The following is a 13444-nucleotide window of genomic DNA, read 5'->3' as shown; positions in this document are numbered from 1 at the left end:
GTCATCGAGAGGGGGGGTGGGGCTGGGCCCCTTATCGGGGGCCCTGGGGACTGCTAGGCGGCGATCCAGATCAGGTGCTTGTCCTGCATCCCGATCACCACCGCCGCCGCCCGCCGGGCCGGGGTGAGGGTCTTCTGGTTCGACTCCGGGACCAGGTCCACGTCCGGGCAGCGCTCCAGCCGGCGCAGCGCCGCGTCCTGCTCCTCGACGGGCAGGTCCTGCAGCCAGAGGCGGATGTTGACCAGGGAGACGTAGGTGCCGGGGGTGTAGTCGCTCATGATCCGGTAGGCGGAGCGGATCCGGTCCTCGACGGTGATCGTGTCGGTGGCGGTCATTTCGTCTCCCTGCGTTGCGCTTTCCTTATGCGCTACACACTAGCGCTATCTCTGGTGTAGCGCAAGGGGTTTGCGCTACATTGGTGCGTATGAACGACGACGCAACTGAGGCGCTGCGCGAGGAGATCCGCGCAGCCACGCGCAAGTACCGGCGCACCGAGCGGGCGCACAAACAAGCCCGAGACGAGCTGATCGAGGCCATCGTCACGGGATTGCGCGGCGGCGTACGCCCAGCGGAGGCCGAAGAGGATTCGCCGTTCAAGGGCGCATACATCAGGCGCATCCGCGAGGAGCACAAGATCCCGGCGTTCAAGAAAGGCCAACCCTCCGCCGAGTAGCCCGCCCGGACGGCACCACCCCGCTCACTCCTGGCCCGCCCCGTGGGCTTCCTTGTCGGCGTCCCACAGCATCCTGATCAGGTGGTCGGCGTCCTCGCGCGCCACCTCGTAGGGCTCGACGTCGAGCTCGCCGTGGGCGATCCACACGGTCTCGGTCTCGCCCTCCGCGTGGTCGTCGGCGTTGACGGCGTGGTCGACGATCCGGGCGGCGGCGTCAGGGAGGGCGCTGCCGCTGGCGGTGGTGATGCGGCCGTCCCAGCGGAGGATGACGATCTTGTGCATGGTGGAGACTCCTTCGAGAATCGATCTTGTTTGGCGTGTAGGGCCGGGCACGATGGGACCGCTCACCGGGACACCTTCTCGGGCCGCTTCGCCGCCTGGCTGCGCCGCTTCAGGGTGCGGTCGTAGTCCTGGAAGCGGGCCTTGGAGATCACACTTCGGTCGGGGGCGCGCAGGACGATGCCCTCGTTGAGGCCCGGCTCTCCCGAGGTGGCAACCAGCGTGGACCGGTAGCCGTCCATGAAGCGGCGCATGCCCTCGATGTCGGCGGGCAGGTCGGCGCCGTCAATCTCGAACAGGCGGGGCGTCACGTCCACGCCGATCCGCTCGGCGAGTTCGTTGAGGACCCGCTCCGAGGCGAAGTCCTGTCCGCCATGCTGCCGCCAAGAGGCGATGCGGTCGATGTCCCACGCGAACATGTCGTCCGGGATGGACGCCACATCGAACAGCCGGTGGGCGGGCTCGCCGGCGCCGTAGTGCTTCCATGCCGGGAGCTGCTTGGAGCCGTACACCTCCAGGTAGAACACCAGCATCTCGCCGAATCCGCCTACGCCGATCGTGGCCGCCTTCTCGGCGACGGGACGGAGCGCGTCCACAATCCCGAGGGCCGGGTTGTGGACGATGTCGCCGGAAGCGGTGAGCAGGTCTTCGCGGGAGCCGATCAGCCATTCTCCGTCCGGCAGGAGGATGATCCGCCCGTTGGTGCCGTCGACCTTCTCGGTGCCGATCACGGTCCCGGTGTAGGCGGCGGGCTCTTCGAAGAGCCCGCCGTTCTTCGGATCGAGAGCGTGGTGGGTGGGGATGGACGGGTACTTCGTCAGCGAGTTGATCTTGCGTAGATCTGCCATGCGAAGGTCGAACACTGGTTTGCCTTTCCTGTCGGTGATGGATCTTCATGGGGTGTTACAGGCGGGTTCCCCGAACTCCAGAGCGACCCGAGAGGCCCAGAGAGCCGCTAACGAGTCCAGAGAGCCCGCCCCTTAGCCGGGGAGCCGGACGGGCTTCTCTCCCGCCACCGTGGACGCTGGGCGCTCTCCAGCCCCATCCGGGAAGAGCGCGTCGAGGTCGAATTCGCCGGCCACCACTCCCGCCACGAACGCGCACCACTCGCCGTACGTGAATCGCAGCGTCGGCCCGTCAGGGTCTTTGCCGTCCCGCATCAGGACGCTGCCGTCCGGGAGGGTCTTCACCTCCACGCAGGAGGACGCCCCATTACAGAAGCTCGACCTACGCCACATCGCCGTCGCCCTCCCGTTCGATCAGGTGGACCTCGGCCAGCGCGTACCGCTCCCGGCGGCCCGTCGCGGCGGCCTCACCGGCGAGGCCCCGCATCTCGACCGCTGCGGACTCCTCGCTCGTGTGCAAGGTCGGGGCGTCGGTCAGGCCCGGCAGGCGGGAAGCCTGGTTGTACTCGATCACCACGTAGCCGATCAGGTCAGGCACGGGGCACCTCCTCGACGGGCTCGATGTGGGTCAGGGCGATGCCACCCGTCCGGCCTTCGACCGACACCACGGCGGCACCATGGCCGAGCGTCCACGCCGGGGTGCGGGTACGAGTCACCAGCGGCTCGTCGTCTCGGGTCCCAGGCCACGCCAGGACCGGTGTGCCGACCGGGTGGGCGGCGTTCCAGGCGACGGCGGCGTTCCGGTACCAGCGCCACGACCTGCCCTCCTTCTCCGGGGAGGACACGTGCTTGCGGGGCTCTTTGGACCGGCACAGGCCCGCGTCGTGGGGTGGGAGCCCGCACACGTCCCCGTGCTCGCTAACCGCTCCGCATACGTCTTCGGTGCTCATCGGGCGAACACCTCGCCCCCACGCCCGGAGCCGGTCACGGGCTCGTCCACGGCCTGCCGGGTCACGCACGGCCAGCACTCGGCGTGGTCGTGGTTGTCGGCGCAGTCCTCGGTCTGGGAGTCGCCCGGAGCGCAGCACGCCCGGCAGATCGAGTACAGGTAGCCGGACGCGCACACCTCGCCCAGGTCGTTCACCACGACCGTGGGCGTGCCGTCGTCGTGCTCGGCGTGCCTGCACTCCTCGTAGATCTTGAACTCGGTGTGGATGTCGCGCACCTCGGCGACCATGGCGCGCAGTTCGGCCATGGACTGGGCGCGTTCCGCCGCGTGGGCATCGTCGGCGGCGGCGCGGTTCACGACGGCCAGGCCGTGCGCTTCCAGCGCGGCGAGGATCTCTCGCGCCTGCCACGACGGCAGCGGCTCGCTGTAGTTGTCTCCGCGCGGGGTGTGCGTGCCGGGGTCGGCGATGGCGCGGCGGATCACGTCCACAGCGGTGGCGATCTTGGTGTCAGTCACGGATCTTCTCCTCGGTGGTGTCGGTCTCTTCGGTGGTGTCGGACAGGACAGGGACGGGCACGGGGTCCTCCTCGGGTCGGGAGTCAGGGGGTGGAGGGGAAGCCGGCGAGGTCATCCGGACTCGCCATGCTCGAAACGGGCAGAGCGGGCGGCGCGGTAGGCCTCTTCGATCACGGGCTCATAGCGATCCGTCCCTGGCAGCCAGCGGCCCCCCTGGACAAATCCAGGGCATCCGCATTCGATCCGCTCGTTACGCCCCCCGTGCTGAATGTCGAAGTGGCGCCCAGAGCTACACACACACCACTCGTAACCCTCATCGCCGAAGACTTCGATCTTCAGCCCCCGATTGCCGGGGTTGTCGACGAGCCTCTCAAGGCTGTGAGCTGTGGGGATGCTGCCCGAGAACAGGGCCGCCCGATCGCCGAAATGAACGATCTTCTCGGCGAAGGCGTACCACCGCTCATAGCCTTCTGGGTCGGATTTGGCCGGGTCGGCACCCTTCACTTCGATCCAGAGCTTCTGTTCTGGGAGGTAGAAGTCAGGCAAGTACAGAACGGCATCGATCATGAACCCTTGAGGTTCGTACTCCCAGGCGATACCGAGTTTGTCGAAGAACACCGCCCATCGGGCCTCCAGGCGAGACCTGAAGCGGCAGCCGGCGTAATGAGTCTCGATCGGTTTGATAGTCACAACGCCGCCTCCGCCTCGTCGCCGCCGAACACCGTGGCCCGGCCAGAGCAGGCGTTGATCGGCACGCCGAGTGGCAGGCCGTCCCTGGCCAGCGCTTCGCCGATTCGATTCAGCCAGCCCTTCGCCACGTCGGTCGGGTCGTAGTAGGTGGCGTCATAGGAGCCGTCGATCACCACGGCGATGTCGAAGCCGCCGTGCTTACTCGGGATGGCGACGACTCGGAGCCACTCCTCCCGCATTTTCAGCAGCGCGGCCGTGGTCTCGGGCGGGTAGATGCTCATGCCGTCTTCTCCAATGCGCTGGTCGGGGTCCAGTTCTTCTGCTCGTCGAAACCGATGAGCGCTTCCGTCCACGGCCACGCCCCGCCCGCGGTCAGCCGCTCCGGCCAGTCACGCTCGTCACGGTCGCCGCGCCACGACTCGACATCCACCACCCGGCTCGCGGTCGCGTCCTTCAGGTCCGCGCGCCGGATGCCGTAGCCGAACTCGGGCCAGCCGAGCAGTGCCGACGAGCCGCGGGGGCGCAGGTCGCGCCGACCGCCCGCGCCGAGCGCGTGGCCGGCGTGAGCTTCGAGGAGGACGCAGGCGCCGCGGGCGCGGATCATGTTCAAGGCGGCGAGGATCGGCGCCACCTCGTCGTCGCTGTTGAGCGCCCGCGGGGCGAGCCGGTAGAGCGGGCCGAGGAACACCACGTCGGGCTGGATGAGCGCGATACGGCGCATCAGCCACGACAGGTCCCGGTCGTTGGCGAGGTCGAGACCTTCCGGGCGGATCTCCAGCCACAGGTTCGTCTCTTCGATGGGGTGCCCTTGAAGGTTCGCCTGGGCGACCATCGGGCGCAGTTTGCGCCGGACCTGGGTGGCGGTGTTCTCGACGTCAAGGACCAGCACTCGGTGAGGCTGGATCGGCGTGTGCTTGAACGGGTGGATGCCCGCGGAAATCGTGACAGCGAGCTGCCTGAACAGGGTCGACTTGCCGAGCCCTTCCGTCCCAGTAAGGATCATGCGGTCGCCGCGCTCCAGCAGGCCGGGCACGATCCAGTCGTACGCCTCATCCTCAACGGCGAGGAACTGGCCGATCGTCTGCGTGTCGATGTCGTCTTCGCCGAGCTCGAAGTCGCGGACCTCTTCGAGCTCTCGCAGAGCGGCCTCGGTCAAGCCGTGGGCGTCCTCGCCATTCGTGCCCATCGCGCGCTGCACGATCCGCCTGCCGGCGGTCATGAGGCGGCGGCGGACGGCGTGGCCGCGGACGATCCGCGCGTAGTGGGTGACGTTGGCCGGGGTGGGGCAGGCGGCCATGACGGTGTGCAGGTAGGCGGCGCCTCCCGCCTTGTCCAGCAGGCCGCTGTCCATGAGGTGGGCCAGCACCGTCGTGGCGTCGACCGGCCTGCCGTCGCGGACGATCGCCAGGATCGCCTCGTGGATGACCTTGTGTCCGCCGCGGTAGAAGTCGCCCGTCGACAGGGTAGCCAGGCACTTCTCGGTGGCGGCCTGCGACCACAGCATGGCACCGAGGACCGACATCTCGGCTTGGATGTCGTGCGGTTCGAGCTGGCTTTCGTCGTCGATCATTCTCGCTCCATCCATCGGTTACGGGGGCTGGTCCTGGGGGGTGTGGTGACGCGTTGACCGTGGGATGCGCCGCGCGGGTGCCCGTTGCGCCGCTGCTGTTCTTCGGCGAATTGGCCGAGCACGAACTGGATGCTCGCGCCGGAGATGGGCTTGCCTTCGCGTCCGAGACGGTCGATGGCGCGGGCTAGGTTGTCGCGGCTGATGCCGTTGCCGAGCGCGCCGCGGAGCACCTGCCGGATCGCGATGAACTGCTGAGCGGTCTCGTAGCGCTCGAAGAACTTCGTCGTGAGGTCTTGCGCTTGCCGCTCCCGCTCGTCCATCTCGGACTTGGTCGCTCTTTTGCGTTTCGGCTTCGAGGAGTCGCCGGAGGTGCTATCACGCGTACGCGCGTCTTTGTTCTCTTCCGTAGGAAGAGAACAACCTGACGGTTCTGTGACGGTTACGCCCGCAGATTCTGCGGGGGTCGGGGCAGATTCTGCGGGGTGCGAATTCTGCGGGGGTGCATCTTCTGCCCCCCGCAGATTCTGCGGGGGTGCAGATTCTGCGGGGGTCGGATTCTGGGGGGGTCGGCTGACTTCCGAGGTCATCACGACGCGGTAGCGGTTGCCCTTGCCGGAGATCCGTTCGACGGCCAGTTCTCCCAGCCGTTCGAGGTCGGAAACCGCGGCCTGTACGCCCCGCTCCGACAGCCCGGTCTTGCGCATCAGCTCAGCCATGCTGGGGAAGGCGTTGGACCCGTCAGCGCTGGCGCAGTCCGCGATAGCGAGCAGCGTCAGGCGGGAGCCCTTCTTCGCCTTCGAGTGAGTCCAGACCCACTCCATGACCCCGATTGCCACGTGCCTTGCTCCAGTTGGTGAGTAGTTCTTGGTCAGGTGCGGAGCGGGACCTGTCTTCGGGGTCGTTCCACTTCAGTCCCCCTGGTCACTCAGGTGTTCGATTCTCATTATGCCTCACCCTGAGGCACACTATGGGGCATGCGCTGAGGCGCGCAATGTGCGAGACTGGTCGCCATGGACATAGGCCACCAGGTAATGCCGCATGCCCTGTGGCACCATGTGGGCATGGACGACGAGCTGCGACGGCATCTGCGACGGCTCGGCCGTGCCTACAGGGCGGCCATGGCTGCGGAAGAGAAGGCGCGTAAGGCGCTCGCTGACGCCGCTCTCAAGGCCGTGGACGAGCGCAATGAACCTGTCGGCGAGGTCGCCCGCGAGATCGGGTTCGACCGCGAGTGGATTCGCCGCGCCCGAATCACGAAGGCCAAGGAAGCGGCCTCCTCCGACTCCTGACGGGTTCACCGACCCGGGCCGGCAGGTCATGACGCCTCCCGACGCACACCCTTGGGCTTCTCGTCCGGGTCGTCGATGTCGTCCCACGCCATCGCCGGAACCCAGCCCCGCTCGATCGCGTTGCGCCGGCTCCGGGCTGCCGTCACCCGCTCGTACCGGGTCGCCTCGGGAGGCAACTGGCGGGCGAGTTGCTCGAACGCGCCGCGTATCGCCCGCGCCGTGGACGCCTGCACCTTCGGCCGGCGCAGCACCTCGAAGACGGTCGCCCGGCCCAAGCCCGCACACTCGGCGACGTGCTGGACGCTCCACCCGGCATAGATGAGGGCTTGGAGGCGCCGGCGGGTGCCGGTGCTGTCGACCCTCCTGCGGTCGGGCAGGTCGTCGGTGGTGATCCGCGCCGCCAGGACCTTGCGGGCGAACGCGGCACGCACGCGCACCCGGTCCGGTCTGGTGGCCCTGACCAGGTTGGGGGTGCCGACGCCGGTCTGCTCCGCTATCGCCTTCCACGACATGCCCGCCGCCCGCAGCCGCAGGAGATGCTCGCGCACCGGGGCGGCGTCCTGCCACGGCTGCCACTCGCCTCGCTCGATGAGCAGCAGCCGGCGCTTGACGTAGCGGCTGCACGCGGCCGTGCATGCGGTGCAGCGGCAGCCCGCGGTGTAGCGGCCGTAGTCGCCGTGCTGCGGCTTGCGGCGGGCCATCACGCCCCCAACCCGAGGATGTCGAGCAGTTCCGCTATCGCGTCGTCGCCGAGCTCGGCCGCGGTCCGCTGGACGAAGCGGCGGGCGGCGTCCTGCTCGGCGGCGTCGGCGTCGTAAGCGGCGCCCACGGTGAGGGTGCGCAGTTCCAATCCGGTGGGCTGCTTGTCGCGGCGGCTGCGCTCCACGGCCCGGTCGTTGGCGACGAGGGTCTGCTGCAGCAGGTGGGAGGCGTCCCGGTCCCGGTCGGGGGTGATTTTGCTGCCCGCCATCTACGCCACCTTCTTCCGGGTGCGGCGCTTGCGGTCGCGGAAGATGCGCTTCTGGGTGTTGGTGCAGGGCTTGCAGTAGGGGTTCAGGCCGTCACTGTTGCGGCGGTCCTTATGGAAGTCGGTGGCGGGCTTGACCTCGTCGCAGCACCGGCAGCGCTTGTCGTCGGCGGCAACAGGGGTGGGCTGCTCGGTGTGGGCGGCGCGGCGCATCCGCCGCCGACGCTCCTTGGCGCGTTCTTCGTCGGTCATGCCGCCCCACACGCCGTGCTCGCCGACGGAGATGGCGTGATCGAGGCAGGCGTTGACGATCGGGCACCAGGAGCAGAACTCCTGCTTGACCGCCTGCTCGCGATAGCTCTTCTCGGTGGAGCGCTCTCCGTCACGGCCGACGAACAGGCGGACGTCTTGGCCTTGGCACGCGGCGGAGTCCTGCCAGGACCAGTCACGCATCAGGGGTCTCCTCTCTCGGGTCGAGCTGGCGGGCGATCTCTTCCAGGGCGACTGCCGCCACCACCGAGGGCGCGGCGTGGATCAGTCCTGCCTGTGTGTGGCAGCGGCGGGTGAGAGCGTCTGTGAGCGGGTCCGGCCCGTGGGTGGCGCGCAGGTGCCGGGCGCGATCCCGCAGCATCTCCGCGGCGGCCTCACGGGCTCGGGAGTGGGCGTGGGCCTCGTGGAGGCGGAACTCGTCGGCCACGATCTCCTGCACTCGTGGAAGGTCCTCGGGGAGGCGCAGGACGGGGTCGGTAGTGGTCGTCTCAGGCACAGCCGGCCTGCCCCATCGTGTTACCGCTGCCGGGCTCGTCGGCCAGGCGGGCGGTCAGGTGGCGCCGAACCTTCCCGTCGCCGCCCTTCCTGGCCTTCTGCGTGCCGGAGTCGACGCCGATCTCGGCGCCGCACTCCCGCAGGATGCGTACCGCGCCCTCTACGGCCTTCTCGGAGCCGATCAGGCGGATCTCCGTCCACTCCGAGGCGCTAGACACGGGCCACCGCCTGACGTCCGACGAACACGCCCTCGTGCCCGGTCTTGGACTTCACCCAGGCGGCGGCCTCGGCCTGATGCTCGGGGTCGTAGCACACGTAGGCGGAGGCGTGCGGCAGGGCCGGGTCGTACACCTCCGGCCAGCACATCCGGCCCGCCTTGCGCCCGCAGTCCTCATCACACGGAGGCTCGCCCTTCGGCGGGCGGCCAGAGCCGGGGCAGCGGCCCGACACGAGCAGGCCGGTCCCTGTGCGGCCCTTGTGGGGTCGCACCTGCTCGTCGGCGTTCAGAGCCGAGTCGCGTCCGCAGACGCGGCACTCGGCGCGAGGGTAGGCGCTCACGGGCGCTCTCCTGTCTCAGGCTCAGGGGCGGGAAGGGGGGCGGTGCCGGGTCTCGGCTCACGGCACCACCGGGCGTGCTCCTCCGGGGTGAAGCCGTCGAACTCGGCGAGGGTGCAGCAGTACGGGAGGCCGGTCACGACGCCACCGCCCGCGCTTGCCTCCTGCGCCGGGCTTCGCGCATGCCTGCCACGATCAGCGGCGAACGATCCCCGGCCCGGTAGTGGGCGTTCCAGCAGGCGTTCACCTCGTCGTCGTCCATCGCGGCGACGCGCTCGGCGATCACGGCGTCGAGCTGCGAGTCCGGCACGTCGATCAGGTCGTCATCCCAAGCCATCGGCGGCAACCAGCCGCGGTCCGCGGCGTAACGGCGGGCACGACTGGCGGCGATCCGGTCGTGGTGGTCGTCTTCGGGGGGCGCCTGGTCCCACAGCTGGTCGTACAGGTCCCGCACCAGGCGGGCCGAGGCTGCGGTGACCGGCCCGTCGCCGATGAGGTTGCTGAAGTTGCTGCGCGTCCAGCCGATCCGGTCGGCGAGCTTCGCCTGTGACCAGCCGATCGTGACGAGCGCTTGGAGGCGGCGACGGGTGCCCGCCCCGTCGATGATGGTCCTGCCAGGCAGGATGTCGAGGGAGGGCTCGACGGCCAGGATGGCGGCGGCCAGCGCGGGCCGGATCTTCGTCTGGGGCTGGGTGCCGCGCTCGGTGCGCCCGTGCAGGATGGCCTGCAGCCGCTTCCGGTCGATGCCGGCGGCGGCTGCGATCGTGCGCAGTCCGAGATCGCACGCCTGAAGGTCGCGGATGTGCTGGCGGACGGGTTCGGCGTCGACGAACGGCTGCCACTGTCCGCGGCGCATGGCGAGTGTCCGCCGCTCGTGGTAGGTGGCGTTGGCGTAGCCGCAGGTGTAGCAGCGGCAGCCGTCGAGCTTGTAGCGGGCGTAGCCGTGGTCTCGGGCCATCAGTCACGCTCCTCGGGGAACACGTCGTGGGTGTCGGGCGGGCACACCGCAAGAGCGGCGGCCCGCAGGACTCGGAAAGGGATCTCGGCGAGGCTCACAGCGCCCCAGACGGCGGCGCGGGCCAGCAGGGAGGTTCATGACCCGTCCCTCCGCTCTTCCTCGATCAGGGCGGCGATCAGGCGGTCCCAGACGGGACTGTCGAGCGGCGGCACCTCCGTGAGAGCCGCACGCGCCTTCCGGTCGGCGCGGCGCGACAGCGCCCACATCGCCGAGAACCAGGCGAGGGCGGCCATGACGAGGGCGCCGACGACGGCCAGCGCCCGCACGATCACGTCAATCACGCCGGCCTCGTATCCGGTCCCACACCGCCAGGTGGGCGCACACGGCGAGGACGATGGCCACGACCGCGACGGCGGGCAGGAACAGACCGTTCCACTTGCCGTTGATCAGCAGGATCCAGAACGTCAGCTGCTCGAAGAACGTCACGGCCTGTCCCCCATCCGCTCGTGCAGCAGGGCGGTGGTGCCGCTCCGCTTGGCCTGGTCGAGCTCGACGGCCAGGCGGGAGTTGTCCGCCTGCAGGGAGGTGGCGGTCTCCATCAGGTCGGCCTTATCGGCACGCAGCCGGCGGATGGTGTCCTTCAGCTCGGAGATCCACAGGGCGGCGCCGCCTGCGACGACAATGAGGATGGCGGCGCAGCACACGAGCGCGATGGCGGTCTGGTCAGTCACCGGGCTCACCCCCGCCCGGCTTCCACTCGATGCCGAACAGGGCGCGGATCTCTCCGGCGGCGTAGTCCTGGCGTGCCGCCCCCGCCTTGTTGCCGACCTTGCGGTAGGCGTGCTCCGCCTCGGCCAGCTCGGCGAGGCGGGTCTCGGCCTTCTCTCGCAGCGCGGCGAGTTCGGCCTCCGCCTTCTCAGCGCGCTTCTTGAGGGCGTCCTGCTCGATGATCGTCTCGGCCACGTGGCTGCTGAAGTGGGATTCCGTGAGGGCGTTCTGCCCTTCAAGGTCGGAGAGTTCGCGGCGCAGCCGCTCGACCTCGGCCCGCAGTTCGAAGGCCACGTCTCGCAGCCGGATCGGGTCCGTGTCCACGAGCTCGTCAAGCTCGTCGTGCGAGGGCAGCTCGATCGGTTGCTCGGGGGTAAGCGGCTCAGGCATCGTCCCTCCCGGTCCTGTACACGCCCGCCATCGGGTCGGTGACGCCCTTGACGGTGATCTGGTGGGTTCCGGACGCCCACGCGTTCAGTGCGGTCCTGTGGCATGGCTCCGCGCACAGCAGCAGGTAGGAGCCGGGCGGGATCTCAGTCGTTGCCGTCTCGCCGGTGTTCGGGTCGTGGACGGTCACCTTCAGCGGCTCAGACATCGCCGTCTCCGTCCTGCTCGTCTCCGGCGAGTACCGCCACCTGCTCGGGCGTCAGGGCCTCCAGCGCGTCCCCCAGCTCGTGGATGAGCTGGACGGACTCCTCGGCGGGGAGGGCTGCGCTGATCACGTGCACCCGGTACAGGGCTCGTGCGGCGGCCAGCAGGGTCGGGGAGGCGACGACGACCGGGCCAGCGTCAGCCGGGACCACGACCGCGCGGAAGTGCTGGGTGTGGCCGGGCTTGCCCTTCGGCGTGAACTCGATCCGCAGGACGTTGCCCTCGCTGGCCACGTCCACCCAGCCGATGCGCCGGACCTCGTCGCGGACCTCGCTGCCGTACAGGTGGGCGGCGATCCTCTCCGGGGAGATGTCGGTCATGCCGCACCGCCGTTCCGGGCGGCCTCGTAGGCGTCCGCCATCGCGGCCAGGTGTGCGGCAAGCTCCCGCGCGCCTTCCGGATCCAGGTCCCACTCATCCACGCCGCGCGGGTTGAACAGGATGCCGTCAGAGGTGAGCGTGAGCAGGTCTCCGCCGTCGTCCCACTGGATGTCAAGCTCCTCGGGGCGCTCCAGCACGATCGGGGCCCGCTCGCCCTCGACGACGACCGCCCGGAAGTGCCTCACGGGCAGCGCCTTGCCTGTGTCCAGGTCGCACGGGGTGACGTCGAGGCGGACCGCGCCGCTGTTGGCGGCCACGGTCAACTCCCAGTCGTTGCCGTGGTGGTAGCGGCCACCACTTTTGGCCGCCGACGCCAGCAGGTCGGCGACGTTCTCCGGGGTGGGCTCGATCCAGGTCTTCACGCGACACCGTCCTCGGTGTCGAGCATCGACGCGAGCAGGTTCCGCATGTTGTCGTCGAGCCCGACATGCACCGCTCGCCCGTCCTTGTCGAGCATCCGGATGAGGGTCGCGCCGGTGATCTCGTCGGTCTCCATGTCGAACACCGTGGGCGCGATCTTCACGGGCTCCTCCCGGACCGTGGTGTCGCCGATGACGGCCGACGTCACCATCTCGTCGCTCGTCGCCGGCCGGACCACGATCTGCCGCTCGCCGTAGTGGTCGGCCGCCGTGACGGTCAAGAACACGTCGGCCGCCTCCTCGGCGCCCATCGGGTGCGACGGCCCTTCCTGGCCGGGGTAAGGGGCGGGCTGGCCGTCCACGAGGACCCGCCACTTGCCGTGGCCGGTCGAACGCGGCAGCAGGATCAACCCTTCGCCGTTCAGGCAGTCCTCCAGCGTGGAGGGCACCAGACGGCTGCCGTCCGGGAGCGGAACTTCCGTCTTGTCCTGCTCCTGCCACGCCTTGACGGCGCGGTCGATCGCCAGGGCGCGGAGCTTGTACGGGTTCGTCGTCGTCTCGGGGATGCTCATGAGGCTTCCTTCAGGGGGTTGTCGGTGAAGAACGGGTCGGTCCCGGCGAGAGGCCACATGCCGAGCGGGACGGTGCGGGGGCGGGAGAAGTCATCCACGGGCGCGGCGGCAGGCTCCGGCTTGCGCTTGCGCAGCTCGTCCAGCCAGCGGCGGCGGTGGCGGCCCTCGTGACGGGCGAAAGGCGCGGGCGGCTTCCTCTTCAGGTGGCGGCGGGTCACGAGTCGCCCTGCCTCGTCAGCTCGTCATGGGCGGCGTTGAACCGCTCCGCAGCCGCCTCCCGCTCCGGGGTCAGGCCGGGCTCGAACATGCTCGCCACCGGGAACGGCTCCGAGGCGGGCGGCGGCACGGGCGGCAGCAGCGAGATGTGATCCCCGCGCATCTTCGCCTCGCGCCGGCCGATCGAGTCGTACAGGTCGGCCATCACATCGTCGATGCTGTTGATCTCGGCCTGGTGGCGGGCCCGCTCGGCGCGCAGCAGTTCGAGTTCCTGCTGGTCGCGTTCGTTCAGCTTCCTCAGGTGGGCGATACCGGCGTCGGTGAGGGTGCGCAGGTTCGGGTTGTCGGCGGCGGTGGTGTACGGGTGAGCCATTGGTGATCTCCTGGGTCTGAAGTGGTCTGCTTGAGCCGTGCCGCCCGCCACGAGGGGGCGGCAAGGCGG

At 69.4% G+C, this 13444-nt stretch carries 30 protein-coding genes; 2 read left to right on the top strand and 28 right to left on the bottom strand.

The features are described from left to right. Positions 1 to 53 precede the first annotated feature (53 nt). Positions 54 to 335 (bottom strand): hypothetical protein, encoded by a 282-nt coding sequence (locus tag ACQEUU_RS37140; protein WP_433075320.1) that lies wholly within the window; start codon positions 333 to 335, stop codon positions 54 to 56. Positions 336 to 424: 89 nt separating this feature from the next. On the opposite strand from ACQEUU_RS37140, the gene ACQEUU_RS37135 reads away from it, so the two are divergent. After that, the gene (locus tag ACQEUU_RS37135; protein WP_433075317.1) at positions 425 to 673 is read left to right on the top strand and encodes a hypothetical protein; all 249 of its coding nucleotides are present in this window, start codon (positions 425 to 427) and stop codon (positions 671 to 673) included. Between the two features lie 24 nt (positions 674 to 697). On the opposite strand, the gene ACQEUU_RS37130 is transcribed toward ACQEUU_RS37135, so the two are convergent. The 10 genes from ACQEUU_RS37130 to ACQEUU_RS37085 form a co-directional block, all read right to left on the bottom strand. Continuing rightward, a complete protein-coding gene (locus ACQEUU_RS37130; protein WP_433075315.1) occupies positions 698 to 955 on the bottom strand; it encodes a hypothetical protein in 258 nt (85 codons plus the stop codon). A gap of 62 nt (positions 956 to 1017) precedes the next feature. Then, positions 1018 to 1800: an RNA ligase family protein gene (locus ACQEUU_RS37125; protein ID WP_433075312.1), complete on the bottom strand. Its 783-nt coding sequence runs from the start codon at positions 1798 to 1800 to the stop codon at positions 1018 to 1020. A gap of 132 nt (positions 1801 to 1932) precedes the next feature. Continuing rightward, a complete protein-coding gene (locus ACQEUU_RS37120; RefSeq protein WP_433075309.1) occupies positions 1933 to 2142 on the bottom strand; it encodes a DUF397 domain-containing protein in 210 nt (69 codons plus the stop codon). A gap of 37 nt (positions 2143 to 2179) precedes the next feature. Continuing rightward, positions 2180 to 2395: a hypothetical protein gene (locus tag ACQEUU_RS37115; protein ID WP_433075306.1), complete on the bottom strand. Its 216-nt coding sequence runs from the start codon at positions 2393 to 2395 to the stop codon at positions 2180 to 2182. After that, positions 2388 to 2747 carry a hypothetical protein gene (locus ACQEUU_RS37110; protein WP_433075303.1) on the bottom strand — a complete coding sequence of 120 codons (360 nt, stop codon included), beginning with the start codon at positions 2745 to 2747 and terminating at the stop codon, positions 2388 to 2390. Before ACQEUU_RS37110 ends, ACQEUU_RS37115 begins: the two co-directional genes overlap by 8 nt. Then, on the bottom strand, positions 2744 to 3262 hold the full coding sequence (locus tag ACQEUU_RS37105) for a hypothetical protein (RefSeq protein WP_433075300.1): 519 nt from the start codon (positions 3260 to 3262) through the stop codon (positions 2744 to 2746). Before ACQEUU_RS37105 ends, ACQEUU_RS37110 begins: the two co-directional genes overlap by 4 nt. Positions 3263 to 3373: 111 nt before the next feature. Next, on the bottom strand, positions 3374 to 3952 hold the full coding sequence (locus tag ACQEUU_RS37100) for a hypothetical protein (RefSeq protein ID WP_433075297.1): 579 nt from the start codon (positions 3950 to 3952) through the stop codon (positions 3374 to 3376). Then, positions 3949 to 4233 carry a hypothetical protein gene (locus ACQEUU_RS37095; protein WP_433075294.1) on the bottom strand — a complete coding sequence of 95 codons (285 nt, stop codon included), beginning with the start codon at positions 4231 to 4233 and terminating at the stop codon, positions 3949 to 3951. Before ACQEUU_RS37095 ends, ACQEUU_RS37100 begins: the two co-directional genes overlap by 4 nt. Continuing rightward, a complete protein-coding gene (locus tag ACQEUU_RS37090) occupies positions 4230 to 5522 on the bottom strand; it encodes a DnaB-like helicase N-terminal domain-containing protein (RefSeq protein WP_433075291.1) in 1293 nt (430 codons plus the stop codon). The genes ACQEUU_RS37095 and ACQEUU_RS37090 overlap by 4 nt, the downstream gene beginning before the upstream one ends. Beyond that, positions 5519 to 6343 carry a helix-turn-helix domain-containing protein gene (locus tag ACQEUU_RS37085; protein ID WP_433075288.1) on the bottom strand — a complete coding sequence of 275 codons (825 nt, stop codon included), beginning with the start codon at positions 6341 to 6343 and terminating at the stop codon, positions 5519 to 5521. The genes ACQEUU_RS37090 and ACQEUU_RS37085 overlap by 4 nt, the downstream gene beginning before the upstream one ends. 240 nt (positions 6344 to 6583) lie before the next feature. Here ACQEUU_RS37085 and ACQEUU_RS37080 point away from each other — a divergent pair, with 240 nt between their 5' ends. Continuing rightward, positions 6584 to 6811: a hypothetical protein gene (locus tag ACQEUU_RS37080; RefSeq protein WP_433075285.1), complete on the top strand. Its 228-nt coding sequence runs from the start codon at positions 6584 to 6586 to the stop codon at positions 6809 to 6811. A gap of 26 nt (positions 6812 to 6837) precedes the next feature. Here ACQEUU_RS37080 and ACQEUU_RS37075 read toward each other — a convergent pair whose 3' ends face one another. From ACQEUU_RS37075 to ACQEUU_RS36995, 17 genes are all read right to left on the bottom strand, one after another. Further along, on the bottom strand, positions 6838 to 7512 hold the full coding sequence (locus ACQEUU_RS37075; protein WP_433075282.1) for a hypothetical protein: 675 nt from the start codon (positions 7510 to 7512) through the stop codon (positions 6838 to 6840). Beyond that, positions 7512 to 7781, bottom strand: coding sequence for a hypothetical protein (locus ACQEUU_RS37070; RefSeq protein ID WP_433075279.1), 270 nt, complete (start codon positions 7779 to 7781; stop codon positions 7512 to 7514). Before ACQEUU_RS37070 ends, ACQEUU_RS37075 begins: the two co-directional genes overlap by 1 nt. Beyond that, positions 7782 to 8231, bottom strand: a complete 450-nt coding sequence (locus ACQEUU_RS37065; protein WP_433075276.1) for a WhiB family transcriptional regulator — start codon at positions 8229 to 8231, stop codon at positions 7782 to 7784. It lies immediately after the preceding gene. After that, positions 8224 to 8544 (bottom strand): hypothetical protein, encoded by a 321-nt coding sequence (locus ACQEUU_RS37060; RefSeq protein ID WP_433075273.1) that lies wholly within the window; start codon positions 8542 to 8544, stop codon positions 8224 to 8226. The genes ACQEUU_RS37065 and ACQEUU_RS37060 overlap by 8 nt, the downstream gene beginning before the upstream one ends. After that, positions 8537 to 8761 carry a hypothetical protein gene (locus ACQEUU_RS37055; protein ID WP_433075270.1) on the bottom strand — a complete coding sequence of 75 codons (225 nt, stop codon included), beginning with the start codon at positions 8759 to 8761 and terminating at the stop codon, positions 8537 to 8539. The genes ACQEUU_RS37060 and ACQEUU_RS37055 overlap by 8 nt, the downstream gene beginning before the upstream one ends. Then, positions 8754 to 9101: a hypothetical protein gene (locus tag ACQEUU_RS37050; protein WP_433075267.1), complete on the bottom strand. Its 348-nt coding sequence runs from the start codon at positions 9099 to 9101 to the stop codon at positions 8754 to 8756. Before ACQEUU_RS37050 ends, ACQEUU_RS37055 begins: the two co-directional genes overlap by 8 nt. A gap of 133 nt (positions 9102 to 9234) precedes the next feature. Continuing rightward, positions 9235 to 10056, bottom strand: coding sequence for a hypothetical protein (locus tag ACQEUU_RS37045; protein ID WP_433075264.1), 822 nt, complete (start codon positions 10054 to 10056; stop codon positions 9235 to 9237). 134 nt (positions 10057 to 10190) lie between these two features. Then, a complete protein-coding gene (locus tag ACQEUU_RS37040; RefSeq protein ID WP_433075261.1) occupies positions 10191 to 10397 on the bottom strand; it encodes a hypothetical protein in 207 nt (68 codons plus the stop codon). Next, entirely contained in the window at positions 10390 to 10542 is a 153-nt protein-coding gene (locus ACQEUU_RS37035; protein WP_433075258.1) for a hypothetical protein, read from the bottom strand. Before ACQEUU_RS37035 ends, ACQEUU_RS37040 begins: the two co-directional genes overlap by 8 nt. Continuing rightward, positions 10539 to 10787 (bottom strand): hypothetical protein, encoded by a 249-nt coding sequence (locus tag ACQEUU_RS37030; protein WP_433075255.1) that lies wholly within the window; start codon positions 10785 to 10787, stop codon positions 10539 to 10541. The genes ACQEUU_RS37035 and ACQEUU_RS37030 overlap by 4 nt, the downstream gene beginning before the upstream one ends. Next, on the bottom strand, positions 10780 to 11214 hold the full coding sequence (locus ACQEUU_RS37025) for a hypothetical protein (protein WP_433075252.1): 435 nt from the start codon (positions 11212 to 11214) through the stop codon (positions 10780 to 10782). The genes ACQEUU_RS37030 and ACQEUU_RS37025 overlap by 8 nt, the downstream gene beginning before the upstream one ends. Further along, positions 11207 to 11419, bottom strand: coding sequence for a hypothetical protein (locus ACQEUU_RS37020; RefSeq protein ID WP_433075249.1), 213 nt, complete (start codon positions 11417 to 11419; stop codon positions 11207 to 11209). Before ACQEUU_RS37020 ends, ACQEUU_RS37025 begins: the two co-directional genes overlap by 8 nt. After that, entirely contained in the window at positions 11412 to 11795 is a 384-nt protein-coding gene (locus ACQEUU_RS37015) for a hypothetical protein (RefSeq protein ID WP_433075246.1), read from the bottom strand. Before ACQEUU_RS37015 ends, ACQEUU_RS37020 begins: the two co-directional genes overlap by 8 nt. Further along, a complete protein-coding gene (locus ACQEUU_RS37010) occupies positions 11792 to 12217 on the bottom strand; it encodes a hypothetical protein (RefSeq protein WP_433075243.1) in 426 nt (141 codons plus the stop codon). The genes ACQEUU_RS37015 and ACQEUU_RS37010 overlap by 4 nt, the downstream gene beginning before the upstream one ends. Further along, positions 12214 to 12786: a hypothetical protein gene (locus ACQEUU_RS37005; protein WP_433075240.1), complete on the bottom strand. Its 573-nt coding sequence runs from the start codon at positions 12784 to 12786 to the stop codon at positions 12214 to 12216. The genes ACQEUU_RS37010 and ACQEUU_RS37005 overlap by 4 nt, the downstream gene beginning before the upstream one ends. Then, positions 12783 to 13004: a hypothetical protein gene (locus ACQEUU_RS37000; RefSeq protein ID WP_433075237.1), complete on the bottom strand. Its 222-nt coding sequence runs from the start codon at positions 13002 to 13004 to the stop codon at positions 12783 to 12785. Before ACQEUU_RS37000 ends, ACQEUU_RS37005 begins: the two co-directional genes overlap by 4 nt. After that, a complete protein-coding gene (locus ACQEUU_RS36995) occupies positions 13001 to 13375 on the bottom strand; it encodes a hypothetical protein (RefSeq protein WP_433075234.1) in 375 nt (124 codons plus the stop codon). The genes ACQEUU_RS37000 and ACQEUU_RS36995 overlap by 4 nt, the downstream gene beginning before the upstream one ends. Between the last annotated feature and the right edge of the window lie 69 nt (positions 13376 to 13444).

The sequence above is a fragment of the Nonomuraea sp. CA-218870 genome, from assembly GCF_050936535.1.
Lineage (GTDB): Bacteria > Actinomycetota > Actinomycetes > Streptosporangiales > Streptosporangiaceae > Nonomuraea > Nonomuraea corallina.
Note: the sequence above shows the minus strand (reverse complement) of the source record. Positions and strands in the feature narration are given on the sequence as shown.

Excerpts from the sequence above, each read along its gene's own strand:
- ACQEUU_RS37140 (WP_433075320.1), bottom strand. The coding sequence starts at position 335 with ATGACCGCCACCGACACGATCACCGTCGAGGACCGGATCCGCTCCGCC.
- ACQEUU_RS37135 (WP_433075317.1), top strand. The coding sequence starts at position 425 with ATGAACGACGACGCAACTGAGGCGCTGCGCGAGGAGATCCGCGCAGCC.
- ACQEUU_RS37130 (WP_433075315.1), bottom strand. The coding sequence starts at position 955 with ATGCACAAGATCGTCATCCTCCGCTGGGACGGCCGCATCACCACCGCC.
- ACQEUU_RS37125 (WP_433075312.1), bottom strand. The coding sequence starts at position 1,800 with ATGGCAGATCTACGCAAGATCAACTCGCTGACGAAGTACCCGTCCATC.
- ACQEUU_RS37110 (WP_433075303.1), bottom strand. The coding sequence starts at position 2,747 with ATGAGCACCGAAGACGTATGCGGAGCGGTTAGCGAGCACGGGGACGTG.
- ACQEUU_RS37095 (WP_433075294.1), bottom strand. The coding sequence starts at position 4,233 with ATGAGCATCTACCCGCCCGAGACCACGGCCGCGCTGCTGAAAATGCGG.
- ACQEUU_RS37090 (WP_433075291.1), bottom strand. The coding sequence starts at position 5,522 with ATGATCGACGACGAAAGCCAGCTCGAACCGCACGACATCCAAGCCGAG.
- ACQEUU_RS37085 (WP_433075288.1), bottom strand. The coding sequence starts at position 6,343 with ATGGAGTGGGTCTGGACTCACTCGAAGGCGAAGAAGGGCTCCCGCCTG.
- ACQEUU_RS37080 (WP_433075285.1), top strand. The coding sequence starts at position 6,584 with ATGGACGACGAGCTGCGACGGCATCTGCGACGGCTCGGCCGTGCCTAC.
- ACQEUU_RS37075 (WP_433075282.1), bottom strand. The coding sequence starts at position 7,512 with ATGGCCCGCCGCAAGCCGCAGCACGGCGACTACGGCCGCTACACCGCG.
- ACQEUU_RS37070 (WP_433075279.1), bottom strand. The coding sequence starts at position 7,781 with ATGGCGGGCAGCAAAATCACCCCCGACCGGGACCGGGACGCCTCCCAC.
- ACQEUU_RS37065 (WP_433075276.1), bottom strand. The coding sequence starts at position 8,231 with ATGCGTGACTGGTCCTGGCAGGACTCCGCCGCGTGCCAAGGCCAAGAC.
- ACQEUU_RS37045 (WP_433075264.1), bottom strand. The coding sequence starts at position 10,056 with ATGGCCCGAGACCACGGCTACGCCCGCTACAAGCTCGACGGCTGCCGC.
- ACQEUU_RS37025 (WP_433075252.1), bottom strand. The coding sequence starts at position 11,214 with ATGCCTGAGCCGCTTACCCCCGAGCAACCGATCGAGCTGCCCTCGCAC.
- ACQEUU_RS37020 (WP_433075249.1), bottom strand. The coding sequence starts at position 11,419 with ATGTCTGAGCCGCTGAAGGTGACCGTCCACGACCCGAACACCGGCGAG.
- ACQEUU_RS37015 (WP_433075246.1), bottom strand. The coding sequence starts at position 11,795 with ATGACCGACATCTCCCCGGAGAGGATCGCCGCCCACCTGTACGGCAGC.
- ACQEUU_RS37005 (WP_433075240.1), bottom strand. The coding sequence starts at position 12,786 with ATGAGCATCCCCGAGACGACGACGAACCCGTACAAGCTCCGCGCCCTG.
- ACQEUU_RS36995 (WP_433075234.1), bottom strand. The coding sequence starts at position 13,375 with ATGGCTCACCCGTACACCACCGCCGCCGACAACCCGAACCTGCGCACC.